At 45.8% G+C, this 17,970-nt stretch carries 18 protein-coding genes and 1 other annotated feature; of the genes, 4 read left to right on the top strand and 14 right to left on the bottom strand.

What is annotated here, in order from left to right; all coding sequences use genetic code 11:
• Positions 1-136: 136 nt before the first annotated feature.
• The 7 genes from AC1DE7_RS10395 to AC1DE7_RS10425 all read right to left on the bottom strand — a co-directional run bounded on the left by AC1DE7_RS10395 (position 137) and on the right by AC1DE7_RS10425 (position 7,884).
• On the bottom strand, positions 137-1,387 hold the full coding sequence (locus tag AC1DE7_RS10395) for a putative amidoligase domain-containing protein (protein ID WP_477534322.1): 1,251 nt from the start codon (positions 1,385-1,387) through the stop codon (positions 137-139).
• 201 nt (positions 1,388-1,588) lie between these two features.
• Positions 1,589-2,149 (bottom strand): outer spore coat protein CotE, encoded by a 561-nt coding sequence (locus AC1DE7_RS10400; RefSeq protein WP_477534323.1) that lies wholly within the window; start codon positions 2,147-2,149, stop codon positions 1,589-1,591.
• Between the two features lie 75 nt (positions 2,150-2,224).
• Positions 2,225-3,202, bottom strand: coding sequence for an aromatic acid exporter family protein (locus tag AC1DE7_RS10405; RefSeq protein WP_076317597.1), 978 nt, complete (start codon positions 3,200-3,202; stop codon positions 2,225-2,227).
• 348 nt (positions 3,203-3,550) lie between these two features.
• A complete protein-coding gene (locus AC1DE7_RS10410; protein WP_370511416.1) occupies positions 3,551-4,342 on the bottom strand; it encodes an ABC transporter permease in 792 nt (263 codons plus the stop codon).
• 38 nt (positions 4,343-4,380) lie between these two features.
• A complete protein-coding gene (locus AC1DE7_RS10415) occupies positions 4,381-5,175 on the bottom strand; it encodes an ABC transporter ATP-binding protein (RefSeq protein WP_477534324.1) in 795 nt (264 codons plus the stop codon).
• A 29-nt stretch (positions 5,176-5,204) separates the two neighbouring features.
• Positions 5,205-6,209, bottom strand: a complete 1,005-nt coding sequence (locus tag AC1DE7_RS10420) for an ABC transporter substrate-binding protein (RefSeq protein WP_036613544.1) — start codon at positions 6,207-6,209, stop codon at positions 5,205-5,207.
• Positions 6,210-6,369: 160 nt separating this feature from the next.
• Complete coding sequence (locus AC1DE7_RS10425) at positions 6,370-7,884, bottom strand: carboxypeptidase M32 (protein WP_477534325.1); 1,515 nt, start codon at positions 7,882-7,884, stop codon at positions 6,370-6,372.
• A gap of 350 nt (positions 7,885-8,234) precedes the next feature.
• Here AC1DE7_RS10425 and AC1DE7_RS10430 point away from each other — a divergent pair, with 350 nt between their 5' ends.
• The 4 genes from AC1DE7_RS10430 (at position 8,235) to AC1DE7_RS10445 (ending at position 10,430) form a co-directional block, all read left to right on the top strand.
• Positions 8,235-8,810 (top strand): beta-class carbonic anhydrase, encoded by a 576-nt coding sequence (locus AC1DE7_RS10430; protein WP_091011943.1) that lies wholly within the window; start codon positions 8,235-8,237, stop codon positions 8,808-8,810.
• A 173-nt stretch (positions 8,811-8,983) separates the two neighbouring features.
• Entirely contained in the window at positions 8,984-9,550 is a 567-nt protein-coding gene (locus tag AC1DE7_RS10435) for a PadR family transcriptional regulator (RefSeq protein ID WP_036613540.1), read from the top strand.
• A 98-nt stretch (positions 9,551-9,648) separates the two neighbouring features.
• Positions 9,649-10,146: a hypothetical protein gene (locus AC1DE7_RS10440; protein ID WP_036613538.1), complete on the top strand. Its 498-nt coding sequence runs from the start codon at positions 9,649-9,651 to the stop codon at positions 10,144-10,146.
• A 5-nt stretch (positions 10,147-10,151) separates the two neighbouring features.
• Positions 10,152-10,430 (top strand): YxcD family protein, encoded by a 279-nt coding sequence (locus AC1DE7_RS10445; RefSeq protein WP_017687903.1) that lies wholly within the window; start codon positions 10,152-10,154, stop codon positions 10,428-10,430.
• 156 nt (positions 10,431-10,586) lie between these two features.
• Here the strand turns inward: AC1DE7_RS10445 and tyrS are convergent, their stop codons facing one another.
• The 7 genes from tyrS to AC1DE7_RS10480 all read right to left on the bottom strand — a co-directional run bounded on the left by tyrS (position 10,587) and on the right by AC1DE7_RS10480 (position 17,918).
• Positions 10,587-11,849, bottom strand: coding sequence for a tyrosine--tRNA ligase (gene tyrS, locus AC1DE7_RS10450; RefSeq protein WP_340907700.1), 1,263 nt, complete (start codon positions 11,847-11,849; stop codon positions 10,587-10,589).
• 116 nt (positions 11,850-11,965) lie between these two features.
• Positions 11,966-12,193: a binding site (T-box leader), on the bottom strand.
• A 98-nt stretch (positions 12,194-12,291) separates the two neighbouring features.
• Positions 12,292-12,741 (bottom strand): DMP19 family protein, encoded by a 450-nt coding sequence (locus AC1DE7_RS10455; RefSeq protein ID WP_076250149.1) that lies wholly within the window; start codon positions 12,739-12,741, stop codon positions 12,292-12,294.
• 20 nt (positions 12,742-12,761) lie between these two features.
• On the bottom strand, positions 12,762-13,205 hold the full coding sequence (locus tag AC1DE7_RS10460; RefSeq protein ID WP_036613948.1) for an Imm63 family immunity protein: 444 nt from the start codon (positions 13,203-13,205) through the stop codon (positions 12,762-12,764).
• 158 nt (positions 13,206-13,363) lie between these two features.
• Positions 13,364-14,833, bottom strand: a complete 1,470-nt coding sequence (locus AC1DE7_RS10465; RefSeq protein WP_477534326.1) for a protein adenylyltransferase SelO — start codon at positions 14,831-14,833, stop codon at positions 13,364-13,366.
• 319 nt (positions 14,834-15,152) lie between these two features.
• Positions 15,153-16,469, bottom strand: coding sequence for a nucleobase:cation symporter-2 family protein (locus AC1DE7_RS10470; RefSeq protein ID WP_477534327.1), 1,317 nt, complete (start codon positions 16,467-16,469; stop codon positions 15,153-15,155).
• Between the two features lie 323 nt (positions 16,470-16,792).
• Positions 16,793-17,572, bottom strand: coding sequence for an NRDE family protein (locus AC1DE7_RS10475; RefSeq protein WP_282321036.1), 780 nt, complete (start codon positions 17,570-17,572; stop codon positions 16,793-16,795).
• 46 nt (positions 17,573-17,618) lie between these two features.
• Positions 17,619-17,918 carry a Dabb family protein gene (locus AC1DE7_RS10480; RefSeq protein ID WP_282321035.1) on the bottom strand — a complete coding sequence of 100 codons (300 nt, stop codon included), beginning with the start codon at positions 17,916-17,918 and terminating at the stop codon, positions 17,619-17,621.
• Between the last annotated feature and the right edge of the window lie 52 nt (positions 17,919-17,970).

Below are 17,970 nucleotides of genomic sequence, written 5' to 3' on the forward strand. Positions count from 1 at the left end.
GGCACTGTGTTTGCGCCTCCGCCTTATGTGTTGGCTAATCGCCACTTCCTTCAAGGGTTGCTGCTCCATATCTTCCGTAGTAGCTTATTACTCATAAAAGACTTGTTTCTTATTATATCAAAAAAACGTCCGTACTTCATGAACCTGCCCGAATATTCCAGAGTTTGCGAATATCGCGGCTCTCATCCCAAGTTCTTCCCAGTTTTAATTGAAGGATTAACGGAGACGCATACCGTTCATAACGTGCATATCCATCCAACCTCTTCAGATCATCTACCAGAGTTGGAATGTGTTCCTTAATCACTTCGCGCTTTCCTTCATAAAAAGCGGCATGGACCTCAGCTTTCGCTAACGGACGCTGCCGTAAATGAGTATACCCGCTCGCGATCAGACCTGCCAAGGCCACAACACCTTTCGCAACAAGGGGCGATACAAGAAAGCTGGGTAACGTACGATACTCAAACCCACCATAGGATTTCAGGCGAAAATCACCAAGTGCTCCATAACGGGGTCGTCTTCCCGATCCTCGTGGGTCTTGCAGAAATGCCAGTGGCAATGCCAGATAATTGTCCAGTGCACGAAGCAGTTCCCCGGTAAGATTCATCCCGCTAAAATGAATATGACCGCCTAGAGGTAACCCACGCTGTGGCATCCCGCCTGCCTGCCAGATAAGTGAGTGATCACTAATGCTGCGGGAAGCGGCTGCGAATGCCCTCATCAGATGAGCCAGCAGTTCTCGTGGTTCGGAGCTGGGAGCCGGTCGCAGTTCGGCAACCGGATATATGCGCCGTCCACCAATCGTCACGGAATCACAGCCTGCCATTCCTGTACGTTCAAGAAATCTGGAGGCGGGTACGATTTTGGATTCCGGCATCTGCACCAGTAGAAACTCCGGGTCCATGCCGAGTATTGGAATGGGTCTGTGACTTACTTCCTCATCCAGCAGTTCCTGATGCTGCTTCCAGCTTTCTCTATAGGTAGTAGCAAGGTTGGTCACCCCTTTCCAGGGACATGGATCAATTGAAATCACTGCACAACCGCCGTTCCCTGAGGATTCCATTCGAACAGCTCCATGATCCAGTCCTAGTGTATACAGCGTTTTGATTGCAAGTCGTTCTACGCGCTTGAACAAGGTTGAACTCGCTTCACGCACCAACAGAGTTTCCTGTGCCCCTCCCATGCCACTAGTATCCTTGCGTTTGATTCGGATCGCCTGCAGACAACTTATCTCTACGTCATAGCGTACACGCAAGCCTGGTTCACGTTTGCGCCGATCGTGCAGTGACAATACTTCAATGCCTGCCTGTTTCAACCGTTCTGCACGTTCTCCAGAAGTCATCCTTTCATATCGGCGCAGCGCTTCCTCCGCTTGTTCCATCACATTCATTACGTCCCCCCTCCCGGATCATGCAACTAAAATAAAAATAACCCCGCAATGCGGAGCCTTCCCGTGAAAGGTATTCCAGGCACATTGCGAGGCTCGTTACCACCCATTTTTTAATATTTAAGAAGAAAGAGGGCTTACGCCCTCTTCACCGCGCCTTCTGGCGCATATGATACCTTAGGTTATCAAATACAGGCGTCAAACTCACAGCTCATCGTCGAGCAGATCGGGATCGAGATCGTCATAATCTCCATCGGCACTGCCAAAGTCATAGTCCTTGTCTTCGTAGTCACCGCAACCCTCTGTGCAGACCTTCACACAAACTTTGGTTTCGGCAACAAGTTCCACAGCGAATTCCCGTTCTACCCGGATAATTACACTGCTTCCACCTGCTGATACTGTGGCTTCCACACAGCTAGGTTCCTGCGTTGCATCCGCAGATACCTCCACTGTGGAAGTCCGGTGTTTCGGGTCCAGATAGGACAAAGGCACATGTTCTACATACGAGACCGTTTCTTTGGCTACATCCGTCTGAGAATTCTTGTCGTAGGAATACCAAATGTTGATATCGTAAGTACCAATAACTTCAATTCCGTCACCCGCTGATACGGCTTCATATTGGTGGTTGATAATCCAAGCCCCCAAAATACTTGTCGGACCATTTGGCGGAGTCACGGTATGTGTTACGGTAGAGAACTTACGACCTTTGCCGCAGATCGCCTTCGTGATAATCTCTCTACATTGATGTTTATGACTCAATGACATCTTTAAACCTCCTCCATACAATCATTCACTACAAGTGTATGCAGGGCATTCGTCTAGGGTGACAACTATTTTCTATTATTCGTTTGTAGATTGGGACCGGTCCGAGATTGGGGACGGCGCTTTGTCCTTCTTCGCGACTTTCAGATACAGCGCGAGTTCACGGCACAGCTGGAGAATTGCAGAACGAATCTCGAATTCTTCCCTTGTATCCGGCAGCTCCATACGTTTGAATTCTTCTTGCACATCCGCAAGAAGTTTTTCAGTTCGTCCGGTGTAAGATTCAGTAAGTACATCCTGACTAAGCTGATCGAACAGCTCCGAGACCATTTCCGCATGTGGCATCTTCTGATAGATCTGGGACACGAGATGCATCATGTGCTGGATTGAGTCCAACTGCGTTTTGCGCATATAGAAGTAGACACTCCATTCCTCATTCGGATGAATCACCTGATTCTCCAGAGAACGTTTGGCAGCATCAATACCGCCCAGAATCGCTTTATCTGCTTCAATCAGCTCTCTCCCCGCCCATGCTTCATTGGGATTACGTAGCGTGGCCGCAAATTCCTTGAAAATCTTCGAGAAGAGTTCATCGATTCGTTTGCGAATGCGCAACATCTGTGGATCTGCTGCCGGCATATAGGCCAGGTTAACCGCCATTGCGGAACCAAGACCAATTAACAACAAAGCAATCTGTACGAGGATGACATGCACGTCCATCTCCCCGCCGCCAAACACCCGAAACACCACAACAGAACCTGTAACAATACCTTCTTTGAAGCCTACCCGGACAATAGCCGGGAATGCGATCAATATGTATACCGCCAGCACCCAATAATGGAAGCCTAGAAAGTGAAAAAGTACACTTGCAAATAAAAGTCCAACGACGGAAGCAAAGAACCGCGCCGATATGGTGCGAATACTTCGTTTTCTCGTTACATCCACGCCAAGAATGGCAAGCAATCCCGCTGATGTTGGTCCCGGCAAGCGACACCAGTCTGCAATCAATACAGCCATTAATGCGGCGATTGCAGTTTTAATTACCCTAAAACCCATTTAACATTCCATCTCCTCTAAGCTGCAAAAAAATTCTTAGCCAGCTCGTCGCCTCATTCATTTATCATGACTAGTATGTCTCATCCAAAAGTAAACTAGACGACATCAACCGACATGCGCATGCATGCCGGTCACAGCAACACGCCCCGAATGAGGGACGCTGGCAAGTTAGATCGTTGCGACAGAACCTCAAGGCCCTCTTCTCCAATCATCGCATTCATTCCGGATCTGCGCGGAATAATCATACTAAATATGGTACTTGATTTTACGGTATCGGGCAACGTGACACCCCTTGTGAAATTGTATACATATCATACCCGGTCACATTACGAGTAAAACACTTCAGAATCACCTGCGGCCAGCCAGCATTTTGCGTTCTGCATAGACAACAAGTTGGTACATGGCTGTTGCAACTGCAGCAATAATTAACAGACTTGATAGTACAAGTGTGAAGTTGAATACCTGGAATCCGTAGATAATGAGATAACCGAGCCCTTGTTTGGCGACAAGAAACTCACCCACAATTACACCCACCCAAGCCATGCCAACGTTCACTTTCAAGGTGGATACAATCGCCGGAAAAGAAGCAGGTAATACAACTTTGGTAAAAATCTCGGAACGGTCTCCACCAAACGTACGAATGACTTTAATATAATTGGGATCGACTTCATTGAAGCTGTTATACACCACTAGTGTCGTGATAATGACCGTGATGGACAATGTGGTCATAACAATCGCTGTAAAACCCGCGCCGAACATCACAATAAAGATCGGGCCAAGTGCTACCTTTGGCATACTGTTGAACACAACCATATAGGGGTCCAACACTTTGGACAAAAAAGGAGACCACCAAATTAAAACCGCAAGCAAGGTTCCCACCAGTGTTCCCAGTAAAAAACCAACTGCCGTTTCCCCTACGGTTACCCCAACATGTGCCCACAACTCGCCACTAGCGATGTCCTTGCCAATCTGGGCAAAAACCTTACTCGGATAACTGAACAACAACACATCAATCCAACGGAGTCTGCCTGCCACTTCCCATAGCAAAAACATACATACTAACATAGATAACTGTACGGCAAGCACTTGATGTCGCCATCTGGCCACCTGCTGAATATGATTCCGATGCAGCTGCCCCATCCATTCGTCACGCTTTTCCTGCTTCGGATTCATTGGATTCACGCGTCTTCCTCACCTCCCCCGGACTGATCCAGTTCACTCCACAACGCCTGAAACAACGCATTGAATCCTTCTTGCTCCCTGGCATGAAACGGCTGAGATTTACGAATTCCATCGGGAATGATAAATTCACGACGGATGCGCCCAGGATTGCAATCCAGTACAATGACGCGGTCACTGACCGCAATGGCTTCAGACAAATCATGGGTGACGAGAACAGATGTTTTGCCAAACTGTTTTAACGTGTCCGAGACCAGATCCTCCAATTGCAACTTGGTTTGATAATCAAGTGCTGAGAATGGTTCATCCAACAATAAAATCCCCGGGTCGGTTGCCAACGTGCGCACCAGAGCCACTCGCTGTCTCATACCCCCTGAAAGTTCTGACGGGTACTGATTCTCCGTTCCGGCCAACCCCATACTTACCAGCAGTTCTCGTACACGCTCACGGCTCCGTTCATCCAGTCTGCCTGTCAGTTCAAGACCGATTAAAGCATTATCCAGAATGGTCCGCCATGGAAACAGATAGTCCTGTTGAAGCATATAACCAATCTGTGCTGAGGGGCCGCCAACGAGTTTCCCTTTAACCTTAACCTCTCCTCGGGTGGGTGTGAGCAGCCCGGCGATGATCGACAACAATGTCGTTTTACCGCATCCACTCGGTCCAACCAGACTGACGAACTCTCCTTTTTGGATCTCCAGACTCAAGTCCTCAATCACCAAGGAAGCTTCCCGCTCGCTGACATATACTTGAGAGATCCCCTCCAGTCGGATCACACTTTCGGATTCAGGCATTCTGCTCACTTCCTTTCCTGAATACCCCATTACTTTGATTTTGTAGCTTCTTCCGCATAGGCATTATCCACAATGGCATTCAAATCTACACGTTCTTTCAACTCTCCAGCGGCACTCATGACATCAAGTAGATTGTTCCACTCTTCCTCATCAATGATCGGATCCGTTGCATAGCTGCCCTGTTCCTTATAACGGTTCACACTGCTTACCAAAATGGCTGGATCGATGTCTTTGAAAAAAGGAGAAATGACTTCAGCAATCTCTTCAGCCGTATGAGAATCCACCCATGCCTGCGCTTTGTGTAGACCATTCGTAAACTTCTGTACGATATCCTTATTGTCGTTAAGATAACTCTGTTTCGTCATGAAGACGGTGTAAGGCAGAAGACCACCTTCTGTGCCAAACGATGCAACAACCTTACCCCGACCTTCTTGTTCAAAGATGGATGCCTGGGGTTCAAACAGTTGAACATAATCTCCCGTGCCTGAGGCGAAAGCAGACGCAATGTTGGCAAAGTCCACATTTTGAATCAGCTCCAGATCACTTTGCGGATCAATGCCATGTTTGTTCAGTGCGAACTCCCCTGCCATTTGCGGCATGCCGCCTTTGCGTTGACCGAGAAATGTGGAATCCCTCAGTTGCTCCCAATCGAAGCTACCTTCTGTGTTACGAGCGAACAGAAATGTACCATCCGTCTGGGTGAGCTGGGCAAAGTTAATGACCGGATCTTCCGCTCCCTGCTGATAGACATATATGGACGTCTCCGCCCCTACCAGTGCGATATCCACCGAACCTGCGAGTAATGCCGCCATCGTTTTGTCACCACCAGCAGTCGTTTGAATATCCACCTCAAGTCCCTGCTCTTCAAAAAAACCTTGAGCCACAGCCACATACTCCGGTGCGTAAAATACCGAACGAGTCACTTCGCCAATCGTAATCTTGGCTTCATTCTCTTCCTTATTACAGCTGGTGAGCGCCACAATGATAATCAGCAGAATAACGATGCCCCGGACGAACCATGGCGTGTATTTCATGTTGTTTCCCTCCTTCACTGGTTTCAGCAGTTTCTCTCTATTATGGATATGCCGATGCCCAACAAAAGGTTAAGAACTTAAATGCAAAAAAGAGCCGGGCAATGTTGCCCGACTCTTCAGCTCTTCGAAATGTTATTCAGTATGTTATTTACGGGGATACCTACAGCTTGTAAATCTCGGCATATTTGGCTTCCAGGTAATCAGCCAGATAATCCGGGTTCAATTCTTCACCCGTTATGGCAACAATTAATTCGGAAGGTGTGCGACTTCTACCATACCGGTAGATCTTGTCTGCAAGCCATTCCTTAATTGGAATCAGATTACCTTCGGCAATGAGGGTATCAAACTCCGGCATTTCCTTGCGCAATGTATGTAGAATTTGAGCTGCATACATATTACCCAGAGAATACGAAGCAAAGTAACCAAAGTCACCACCAGACCAGTGAACATCCTGAAGAACACCGTCTCCATCATTCGTTGGCATAATACCTAGGTATTCCTTGTATTTTGCATTCCAGGTCTCTGGCAGGTCTTTCACTTCCAGACCATCGTTGAATAACATTTTCTCGATCTCATATCGGATAATAATATGCAGGTTATAGGTCAGTTCATCCGCTTCGATCCGAATGAGTGAACTCTCCACCCGGTTGATTGCACGATAGAAATCTTCCAGTTCAACCTCGCTCAGTTGCGGGAAATGCTGCTGCAAATCTTTGTAATAACGTGTCCAGAATGGCAGGCTGCGACCAATCATGTTTTCCCAAAGACGGGACTGGGACTCATGAATACCCATGGACGTTCCTTCGGCAAGAAGGGTACCCGCCAGACTGTCATCAATATTTTGCTCGTACAGGGCATGTCCGCCCTCATGCAGTGAACTGAAGACTGCGCTTGCTACATCATCTTGCAGATAATGTGTTGTGATCCGCACATCACCCGGGTTAAGACCCGTTGCAAAAGGATGAACACTCTCGTCCAATCGTCCAGCTTCAAAGTCATAGCCCATTTGTTCCAGGATGAACAGACTGAATTTTTCCTGCTGTTTGGTGTCAAACAACTGATTCAGGAACTCTGTATTTGGCTTGTTTTCTGAAGCATTAATCTTCTCTTGCAAAGGCACCAAACGTGCTTTGAGGCGGGCGAACACAGCGTCCACTTTCTCAACCGTCAGATCCGGTTCATACATATCAAGCAGCGTATCATAACGTGTATCCTTCACACCCCAATAATCAATAAACTCCTGTTTGAGCTTAACGATATCTATGAGATAAGGTGAGAATCCTGCAAAATCACTATTATGCTTGGCATCTTCCCATGCCGTTTCCGACTTGGCTGTTAGCACGGTATAAGCTTGTACTTTCTCAGGTGGTACGGATTGACTGCGATCATATTCTTTCTTGCAATCTTCAACCAGACGACGATCTATATCTTCGAGCTGTTCCAATACTACTGGAGTCGTTAATGCATCCAGGTAAGTCTTCATGTCAGCCGAGGTTTGCAGCTTGAATGCTTCGGTGGACAACATACCCAGCGTCTCCGAACGAGTCGGAACGCCTTTTTTCGGCGCACCTGTGCGCAGATCCCAGTGAAGCAAACCAATGGCTTCATGATAGCTCTTAATTTTACGAGCCAGATTACGGAAGGATTCCAAATGTTCCTGTGTTTGTTTATCCATTGTTATCGTTCACCTCTTCAAAAAAAATGTTATACCCTATTGATGATACTTTTTGCATTGCGTATAATCAACTTTTAACAGATGAAAATTGCATTGTTCTCCTAAAGATACGTGTTCAAAAAGTCTGGTTTTCATTACCGCGAAGATAGAAATGGCGTTCAACTTCGATGCTGATGATGCCCTCAGGCATGATTTGTAATCAAAAGTGGACTTTTTGAACAACCTCTAAAGGGTTGGAGTAATTCCATCTGCTGACCGTGAAATACTATTTAAAGCAAAGGCGCGTAGGACAAGCTGCATCATATGCAAGTGGCCGTGCTCGTCGTATTGGATAACAGGAGGCAATGGACATGAACAACATTCAAGAGATTTTGGCTTACAACAAATCATTTGTCGAGACTAAAGAATACGAAAAGTATACGGCTGGCAAGTTTCCAACCAAAAAGATGGTTATCATCACTTGTATGGATACACGTCTGGTTGAATTGCTGCCCAAGGCTATGAACTTGAAAAACGGTGATGTGAAAATCATCAAAAACGCAGGCGCAATTATCTCTCAGCCTTTCGGGAGTGTAATGCGTAGTGTACTTGTCGCCATCTATGAACTGGGTGCAGATGAAGTCCTGGTAGTGGGGCATACGGAATGTGGTATGGCTTCCCTTCACGCTGAGACCATGATTGGACATATGGTTGAGCGTGGCGTATCGGAAGAAGTCATGACAACCCTGGAGAACTCTGGCATCCGTTTGCAAAAATGGTTGCGCGGGTTTGACAGCGTCGAAGAAGGGGTAAAACATACTGTGGAAGTGATCAAGAAGCATCCTTTACTTCCTCCCAATGTACCCGTCCACGGCATGGTTATCGATTCTGCCACAGGTGAGCTTGATCTTGTCGCTGAGGGGTATGGACAACAGGCATCTCTCTAAATGGTTTGGAGTGCGGACCTTATGGTTCGCACTTTTTTTGTCTAAATTAAGGCAGTTGCTCTGTCAGGTTGTCAAACCATACAGTTTCAGTGTACACTTTTTATGAAAGCGGTCAAAGAAAGTAAAAACGATTGTTCTCTCTGACCTAGCCCTAATATTAAGGAGACATGTGCATGAACATACTTTCCTACGGATTACTCGGGCTGCTTACCCGCGAGGAGTCATCGGGCTATGATCTGATGCTGAAAATCCAGCCACATTGGCAGGCGAAACACAGCCAGATCTATCCACTCCTGTCCAAGATGGAAAACGATGAGTTATTGGCCTCCCGCTGGGTACAACAGTCTGACAAACCGGACAAGAAAATGTACGCAGTTACGGAAAAAGGCATTGAAAAGCTCTTGGAATGGATGATTACTCCTGTTACCGCACCGGTTACACGCGATGAATTTAATTTGCGTATTTTGTGTGTTGGCATAGCGGAAGACGGAAGCATGAGACGCATTCTTAACGAGCGTAAAAGCTGGTTTATGGAACGCATACGTTATTTCGAGGATCTGAAGTCACGTATACCTCAGGATAATCTTCGTGTAGGCAACCGAGATTTTGGAAGCTACATCCTGGTACAAAAAGGGTTAATGCACGCACAAACAGGCCTGGAATGGTGTCATTGGGTTACCCAATTGCTTGATGGCCAAGCTGCAATTCAAGACCCAAGTCCAAGCGTTTCAGAAATTTAATAAAATTTGAAACGTTCCTGCAAGTTGACCGTATTACATGAGTAAGGCCCATTTTTGGGCGATTCAAACAAATTAATCGGGGGGTTACGATCTTTACAATGAAGAAAAAATTCGGAGTTAAACATCTAATGATGGTATTTATGGCCTTTACATTATTGTTCGCAACAGTGGGAGTAACGAATCCGGATTCTGCAGATGCAAGACGTGGTGGCGGATTCAAATCCGGTACGAAAAGTTATAGCAATACACCTAAGAAATCCGACAGCAATGTAAGCAAATCGAATACGAATAACAATTCCAGCAATGGAGCAGCCACAACGAACCGTGGCGGATTCTTCGGCGGTGGCGGCGGATTCATGAAAGGCATGATGCTTGGTGGTCTTGCTGGTATGATGTTCGGCGGATTATTCGGTGGCATGGGCGCTCTGGGTAACATCCTTGGATTGCTCGTGAACGTTGCAGCAATTATGTTGATTGTTATGCTGGCTATGGCACTCTTCAGAGCCATCTCCAATCGTCGCAAACCTGCAGCGGATGGTCGTTATGACCGTCGCAATGATCGTGATGATGACCGTAACAGAAACGGACGGTACTAATCTCTATGGTTCTGAGCATGGATGAAATTGTGAATGCAATCTGTATTCATATGGCAGAACGTAAGGGTGTACGTCCAACCGATGTGAACGTAGAACTGAGCTGGGAAGAAGATACAGGTTATTCCGCTGAAGTTTGGATTCAAGGCCGCAGTCAATATCTGGTGGAGTCCAATATGATTGAAGCGATTCTTCGTTACCTGCACAGTGAATACAACATCAGGGCGTACCGTGAGAATGTACGACTTGATCTGGATGAAGAAATCACAGCGATCGTTAATCAATAAGATAGGTCACTCACTGGCCTGATATACGAAAGACCGCCTCCCCTCTGTCGCCTGACAGAGATGGAAGGCGGTCTTTTTGTTTCTGTATTTGTAGCTTTATTTGTGTGTCTATTGTAGTCTCTATACGTTTCTGTGTTACGTTCTAATACTCAGACACTACGCTTGGAGTTTAACCAGGCTGTAGTTCTTCTTACCTTTACGGATAATGATGAATTTACCGCCGATGGCATGCTCTGCCGACACTGTGAATTCAAGCTCTGTGATTTTCTCACCGTTCATGGAGATCGCGCCTTTAGTGACATCCTCACGCGCCTGGCGTTTGGATGGCTCCAACCCCAGATCTACGAGCCAGTCGACGATATTTTTCGCTTCGCCGTCCGTTTCGAATGTTGGCATTTCCTTGAAACCCTGCTCGATTTCATCTGCTGTCAGGGAACGGATATCACCACTGAACAGCGCCGCTGTAATACGCTTAGCCTGTTCGAGCATTTCTTCGCCGTGAACGAATTTTGTCATTTCTTCCGCGAGTGCTTTCTGTGCTTCACGTCTGTGCGGCTCTGTCTCTACCTTTTCAGCCAAAGCTTCGATTTGTTCTTTGCTGAGGAAAGTAAAGTATTTCAAGTATTTAATGACATCACGGTCATCTGTATTCGCCCAGAACTGGTAGAACTCAAATGGTGTTGTTTTGTTCGGGTCAAGCCAGATTGCGCCGCCAGCTGTTTTACCGAATTTCGTACCGTCGGATTTGAGCATGAGCGGAATGGTCAGACCATACGCCTTCGCTTCAGATCCTTCTTTTTTACGAATCAGATCAAGACCACTCGTGATATTCCCCCATTGATCCGAACCGCCGATTTGAAGCTGTACATCTTCGTTTTGGAACAGGTGCAGGTAGTCGAGTGATTGAAGGATCTGGTATGAAAACTCGGTAAACGAGATTCCGCCTTCCAGTCTGCTCGCAACTACATCCTTAGCCAGCATTGTGTTGAGGTTAAAGTTTTTGCCGTAGTCACGCAAGAATTCAATCACATTGATTTTGTGTGTCCAATCGTAGTTGTTCACCATGCGAACCTGATTATCACCGTCTGTTACGAACAACTTCTTCATCTGCGCTGTCAGTGCATCCACATTCTCCTGCACTTGCTCCATCGTTTGCAAAGAACGTTCTGCCTGCCGACCACTTGGATCACCAATCGTACCTGTAGCTCCACCAATCAAAATAACCGGACGGTGTCCTGCCAGTTGAAAACGTTTGAGCATCATGAATGGAATGAGATGTCCGATATGCATGCTATCCCCCGTAGGGTCAACGCCGCAGTACAGTGAGATTGATTTGGTTTCAGTCAACTCACGCAGTCCCTCTGCATCTGTCTGCTGGTTAATGGCGTCACGCCACTGTAGTTCATCAATAATATTCATTTGTATAACCCCTTTTCTATCCTCAAGATTCAGTCATGATCAACGTTAAATTACGAAACTACACGCTGGAACGGATTTTTTGGACACAAAAAAATCGCCTCCTTGTCTTCATTAGACACAGGGACGATTATCATAACCGTGGTACCACCCAAATTGCATGGACAACACGTGACCTTAACACGTTATCCATACCACTTTTGACAATATATCGTTTGCCCATCCGCTTGGCATTACCCAAGTACTCCAGAGTGTAATTCGCAGCCCTTGTATGTATCAGGTTCCATCAACCCCTGACTTTCTGTAACAGGGACAAAGCCGCTACTGCGCTCTATCAACGTGATTCATGTATTCAATTTATAGCAAGTATAGCCGAACGTTTCAGTCATTGCAAGACCAAGTATTAATCTTTGAACAGAACAACGGATGCATAGTTTAAACCAGATTATATAATCATCATGTTCAATTTTCCGTGATAATAACCATAAGCTTTCTCCGCGATCTGATCCTCATTGTTCCAAAACTGCTGATCCAGCGCATCTAACTGCTGCTCTTGTTCCTTTGTCAGGAATTTAGGAATATCCCACAGTTCGGTAAGCCTTTCATCCTCTTTCAAGTGCTCAATGTAGCCGTATGCTGACGTTATAATCTCCACGACTTGAGTCGCACCAATGATATGTAATGCCCGCAACGCGTAACGGTATACCTCTTCCCCCCAGTTGCAGAAAAACTGTATAAAACCGCCATTAAAGACATCCGCCTCTAACAGCCATAAAGCAGCAATGTCCTGCTCATTCGAAGTCAACGATGCCCAGCCCTGTTCAGATTCATTCTTTTTTTCGACAAATAACACAGCATAGTCATACCATACGTCATTAATATCTTGCTCGCTCATGTAACACACCTCACTTTTCTTTATGCCATGCCCTCTAACTCCTGACGTTTACCCGTCTGATGCCAATGTAAATACGGATCACCGATCTGCTGGAAGGCTTCCAGGACACCCCTGTTCAGGTCCTTCATCACTTCATTTGTATAGTTCAAATGCGTCTCTTTATTATCCACGCCATGTCTTTCCAACAACCCTACATGCGTCGCGGTGAAAATAATATCTTCCAGCAACCAATAGATGACTTCATCCGGCTGTTTCACCCGTTTCTCCAATGAGACGAGACCACGTTCGTATATTCGAACGATATACGTATCTTTTCTACTCTCTACATAAGGCACCCCATCCCATTTAAAGGTCTCAAACAAGCGGTTAACATAGTTCTGCATCTGTTCCCTGGGAAAAGATGTACTATCTAAAAGCTGTAAAAGGATGTCTGCCAATTGTTCTTTGCTTAACATGTTGGACATGAATGCACCTGCCTCTGCAAAAGTAAAACTCTACTTGTCTGATTATTGCATGATAATCTCCAAATTCAATAAAACGTTGAATTCTAACGTTCATGACAGAATAAAAAAATGAAAAAGCTGCCCAAGGCAGCCTCTTCATATTTATTCCTACTGTTCAATCAGGTCCCACAAAAAGTCTGATACGAAGTATTACATTGTGCAGGTAGTTCGGCATATTCAGCCTGTTCAGGTGAGTGTGCAAACGGATCTGAAAGAACTGCCAAAAGCTTCTCCATCACGCTAAGGTCTCCGTGATTCTCCGCTTGCTCAAGGGCTTCCTCGACCCGATGATTTCGGGGAATGACCGCTGGATTGTTTGTTCTCATCAACTGTCGAGAGACTTCCTTCTCCTCTTGCTGTCTGTCCAATCTTGCTTGCCACCGCTCATGCCATTCAGCAAATTCTGGCGTGCCAAACAAAGCTGTCCCTTCCAACCTATCATAGGTCAATGCCAGGAACGTATTGGTGTAATCTGCACTATGCTTCTCCATGAGTTCAAGAAGCTCCTTGATCAATGCTTCATCTTCGGCCTCTTCATCCAACAAGCCCAGTTTGGCACGCATTCCCTGGAGCCAATGATGATGGTACAATTCAGAAAATTGTGCGATAGCATCCTGAGCGAGTTGCACGGCCTGTTCTTCATCTTCATGCAACAACTGCAGAAGCGTCTCGGCAAAACGAGCCAAATTCCACCCGGCAATATACGGTTGATTACCATAAGCATAGCGACCTTGTCTGTCAATGGAGCTAAATACGGTCGACGGATTGTAAGCATCCATAAAGGCGCATGGACCATAATCGATGGTCTCACCACTGATCGCCATGTTATCCGTGTTCATCACGCCATGAATGAAACCAACACGCTGCCATTGGGCTATGAGAGCCGCCTGTCGTTTAATCACTTCCTGAAGGAACAAAAGATAACGATTCTCAGCTTGAGCAACATCAGGAAAATGTCGATGCAACGTATAATCAGCCAATGCCCGAAGATCGTCGATAGACCCCCATCTTGCTGCGTACTGAAAGGTTGCTACCCGGATATGACTGGAAGCCACCCGGGTCAATACGGCACCAGGCCGCTCTGTTTCGCGGATAATGTTTTCTCCTGTAGACACCACTGCCAGACTGCGAGTCGTTGGAATACCCAGTGCATACATCGCTTCACTAATAATATACTCTCGTAACATAGGCCCTACAGCAGCACGTCCATCTCCTCCACGAGAGTACGGTGTTCTCCCTGAACCTTTCAACTGGATATCCACTCGCTCGCCCTGTGGCGTAATCTGTTCACCCAGCAGAAGAGCCCGTCCATCTCCAAGCATGTTAAAATTGCCAAATTGATGTCCTGCATAGGCCTGAGCTAAAGGCTCGGCTCCTTCCGGAATCATATTACCTGCAAAAATTTGCGCTCCTTCATCACTGTCAAGAGACTCCACATCCAGTCCCAAGCTGGATGCAAGCAATCTATTGAAAATGATCAGCTTTGGTGATTCAACAGGCACCGCGACCTGACTTGTAAAAAAGGGTTGCGGCAACTGCGCATAACTATTCTTCAAGTTCCACCCTTTGTTCAACGTTTCTTGTTGCATGGTGATCACAACTCCTTTTCTGTACCCAAGGGATATTCCCTGGTTTTATTTTAGCCTTGTGAACCAATGCTCATTTATGTAGTCGCATGGAAATTCAATTCAAGAGATTGTTGACTTAAACGAACATCTAAAATGTTCTTGATGAAACTTTAGCATATTTGCATGTCTTTTGCATTCCTCATGAATCGTAAGCACCAAAAAATCCAAGAGGTTTCTTTGCCAAGTGGGGTCATTCCCTTTCACTCCACTTCCCAGAAAACCGTCTTGGATGTATTCCGCTTACTTACTACTATAGATGACACGTCTGTTATTACAAGGATTACGTGTGTGCTTCTTGAGCCTGTACAGGCTGTACTGGCACGCTCTCTTTTTTCAAAGCGAGGTTAAAGAAAACATTAAGCAGGATCGCTGACAGGCTTCCCGTGATAATACCATCGCTAACAATAATCCGAATACTTTGAGGAAGCTGGGCAAACAGATCCGGTACAGCAGTAACACCGAGCCCAAGTGAAACGGAGCAAGCCACGATCAATAGATTCGATTGTTTGCCAAAGTCGACGTTTTGCAGCATTTTGATCCCGGATGAGACAACCATTCCAAACAGGACAACAGTCGCTCCTCCGAGGACAGCACTTGGAATAATGGTTGCAAAAGCAGCTACTTTGGGAATAAGTCCGAGAAAGACCAGTATACCTCCGGCTGCAACAACAACATTGGTCGTTTTCACTTTGGAGAGCTGAACCAAACCAACATTCTGAGCAAATGTATTATATGGAAAAGCATTAAAGATGCCGCCAAGGACAAACGCAAAACCTTCTGCGCGATATCCCCGTGCCAGATCGTTTTCGTTGATCGGTTGATCACAGATTTTGCTCAAAGCCATAAATACACCTGTTGATTCGATGATAACCACCGTACCTACAATAATCATTGTAATGATTGGGCCGATTTCAAAGGTAGGCCATCCAAAGTAAAAGGGTTGAGGTAAATGGAACCAGGAGGCTTCCTGTACAGAGGCAAAATTCACTTTTCCCATGATGGCTGCGATGAGGGTTCCCACAATAATACCAAGGAGAACAGCCAGGGATTTTACAAAACCGCGAGCATATCGATTCAGGATTAGAATGAACAGTAATACACCAAATGAAAGCGCCAAATTGTCCAAACTTCCGAAATTCTCGCTGTTTGCTCCACCCGCCATGTTTTTAATGCCGGTTGGGATTAGCGCAAGACCGATAATGGTTACCACTGTACCAATCACAACTGGCGGAAACAATTTGACGATTTTGCTAAAAAATACGGCAAAGATGACGATAAATAACCCGGCTGCAATGATCGACCCATATATGGCAGGAATTCCGTATTGCGATCCAATCGCAATCATGGGTGTCACCGCTACAAAAGAACTTCCGAGCACCGCTGGCAAACCAATACCCAAGTACTTCCCTTTCCGAGCCTGAAGCCATGTTGCAATCCCACACGTTAACAGGTCAATGGATACCAGATACGCCAACTGCTCTGCAGTCAAATTTAGTGCTCTGCCCACAAGCAAAGGCACCAGAATTGCTCCCGCATACATCGCGAGTACGTGCTGAATCCCCAGTGAAAAAACTCTCATCTTTTTGGTTTCTTTCATCCCACGTTGCCCCCCTGAAATTAGAATCAACCAAACCGCTGCAAAATCATGTTATGTTGATTCACATTATATAAACTATTCAGGGAAGTTCCATGATTCATAACATAGAATTGTGATAAGAGATAAAGAGTCCAACTAAAATTGGGCGTGTTATACAAAAAGAACTCTCAAACCGTTTATATCGTGTTATATTAGTTGACGCGGAAAATTCAAATAATTCTTTACACTCAGAAGCAATGAAACATGAACTTTGGATTTAACTTCAGTGATTCATGTAAATTCATGTTAATGCATAATGTCAGAACATCATTTCTTTCATATTCTCAGCTTGTCGAGTTAAGAGGTTTGATGTTAAAACGTTGCTCCATTACCTCTCCGTTCTGGTGAACCCTCTCCGTAAAAAACACTTCTTCTCTGTTCATCAGAACAACGGATGAAGCTCTGGTCCCATAGTCGAATTTCTCACTTCTAACGAAGATGGGAGAAAGCAAACGTTCCCACTCCAATGGAACACCTGTATGGGGCAAAAGCTCATCCACTGAAGGGTCTGCCATTTGCAGCAAACCTAATATTTCTTCTGTCAGGGTAGCTTCGTCCTCCCCTTGGATGATTTTCTCCAGCCCTTCTTTTCCACGCTTCACCTTGGGCCAATCCGTATTAATCAAGTGATTACTAATCCCGTATATTCCCGGTTTCAACTTCATCACAACATTACCTACATTAGAATAATAATAGAGGTCGTCAAGATCACCCACTAACAAATTGTAGCCAGGATAATCATTTTGGCTTTGCTCCGCATGTTGCATATACTGCTCAGGTGTGGACGTTCCCTTTAAAAAATCAGCAACCAGATCTCCTCTTGAGCCCTTGGCATGTACATCTTCATTCGGATCACGATAATTCGTGGTAGCAGCCAGACGCCCCTCTGTGGTTACGCCCATCCAGGTTCCCATTTTCGACAAATCCCGGCCAGCCAATATATGAGGATGATCTTCCCAATAGTGTGCTTGAGCCGTAGGTCTGTGATAGAATTCATCCCTATTTGATCCCAATATAAGCGGATACTTTGGATGCATGTTGTAAGCAAATAAAATTAAACACATGGGAATCTTCAACTCCTATATTCGTTAAACCTCTGATTTCGCGCCTTTATATAGCATAATCAACTACAATCACATCTTCCACCCAACCATCGAGGGAAGCTACAAATGCCTGATGAGCAGGATGTGGACCATAGGCGCGCAATGCCTCCTGATCTTCAAACGTCACTCTCAATCCAATCGTGTAACCTTGGATACGATCCGTTTCTTCCGTTGCATTGATCCCTGCAGTCAGCGCGACAATCCCCGGTATTTGTTCCTGTAACGCGAGCAATTGATCCACCCATTCCTGCTGTTTGGCTAGTGTGGTTTTATCGTTAAATTTAAAAACAACCAAATGATCAAACATCTTGTTATTCCTCCCATATCCATCCGAATATTAATGCAATTTCGTTAAATAA

It is taken from the genome of Paenibacillus sp. 10L310, assembly GCF_056395745.1.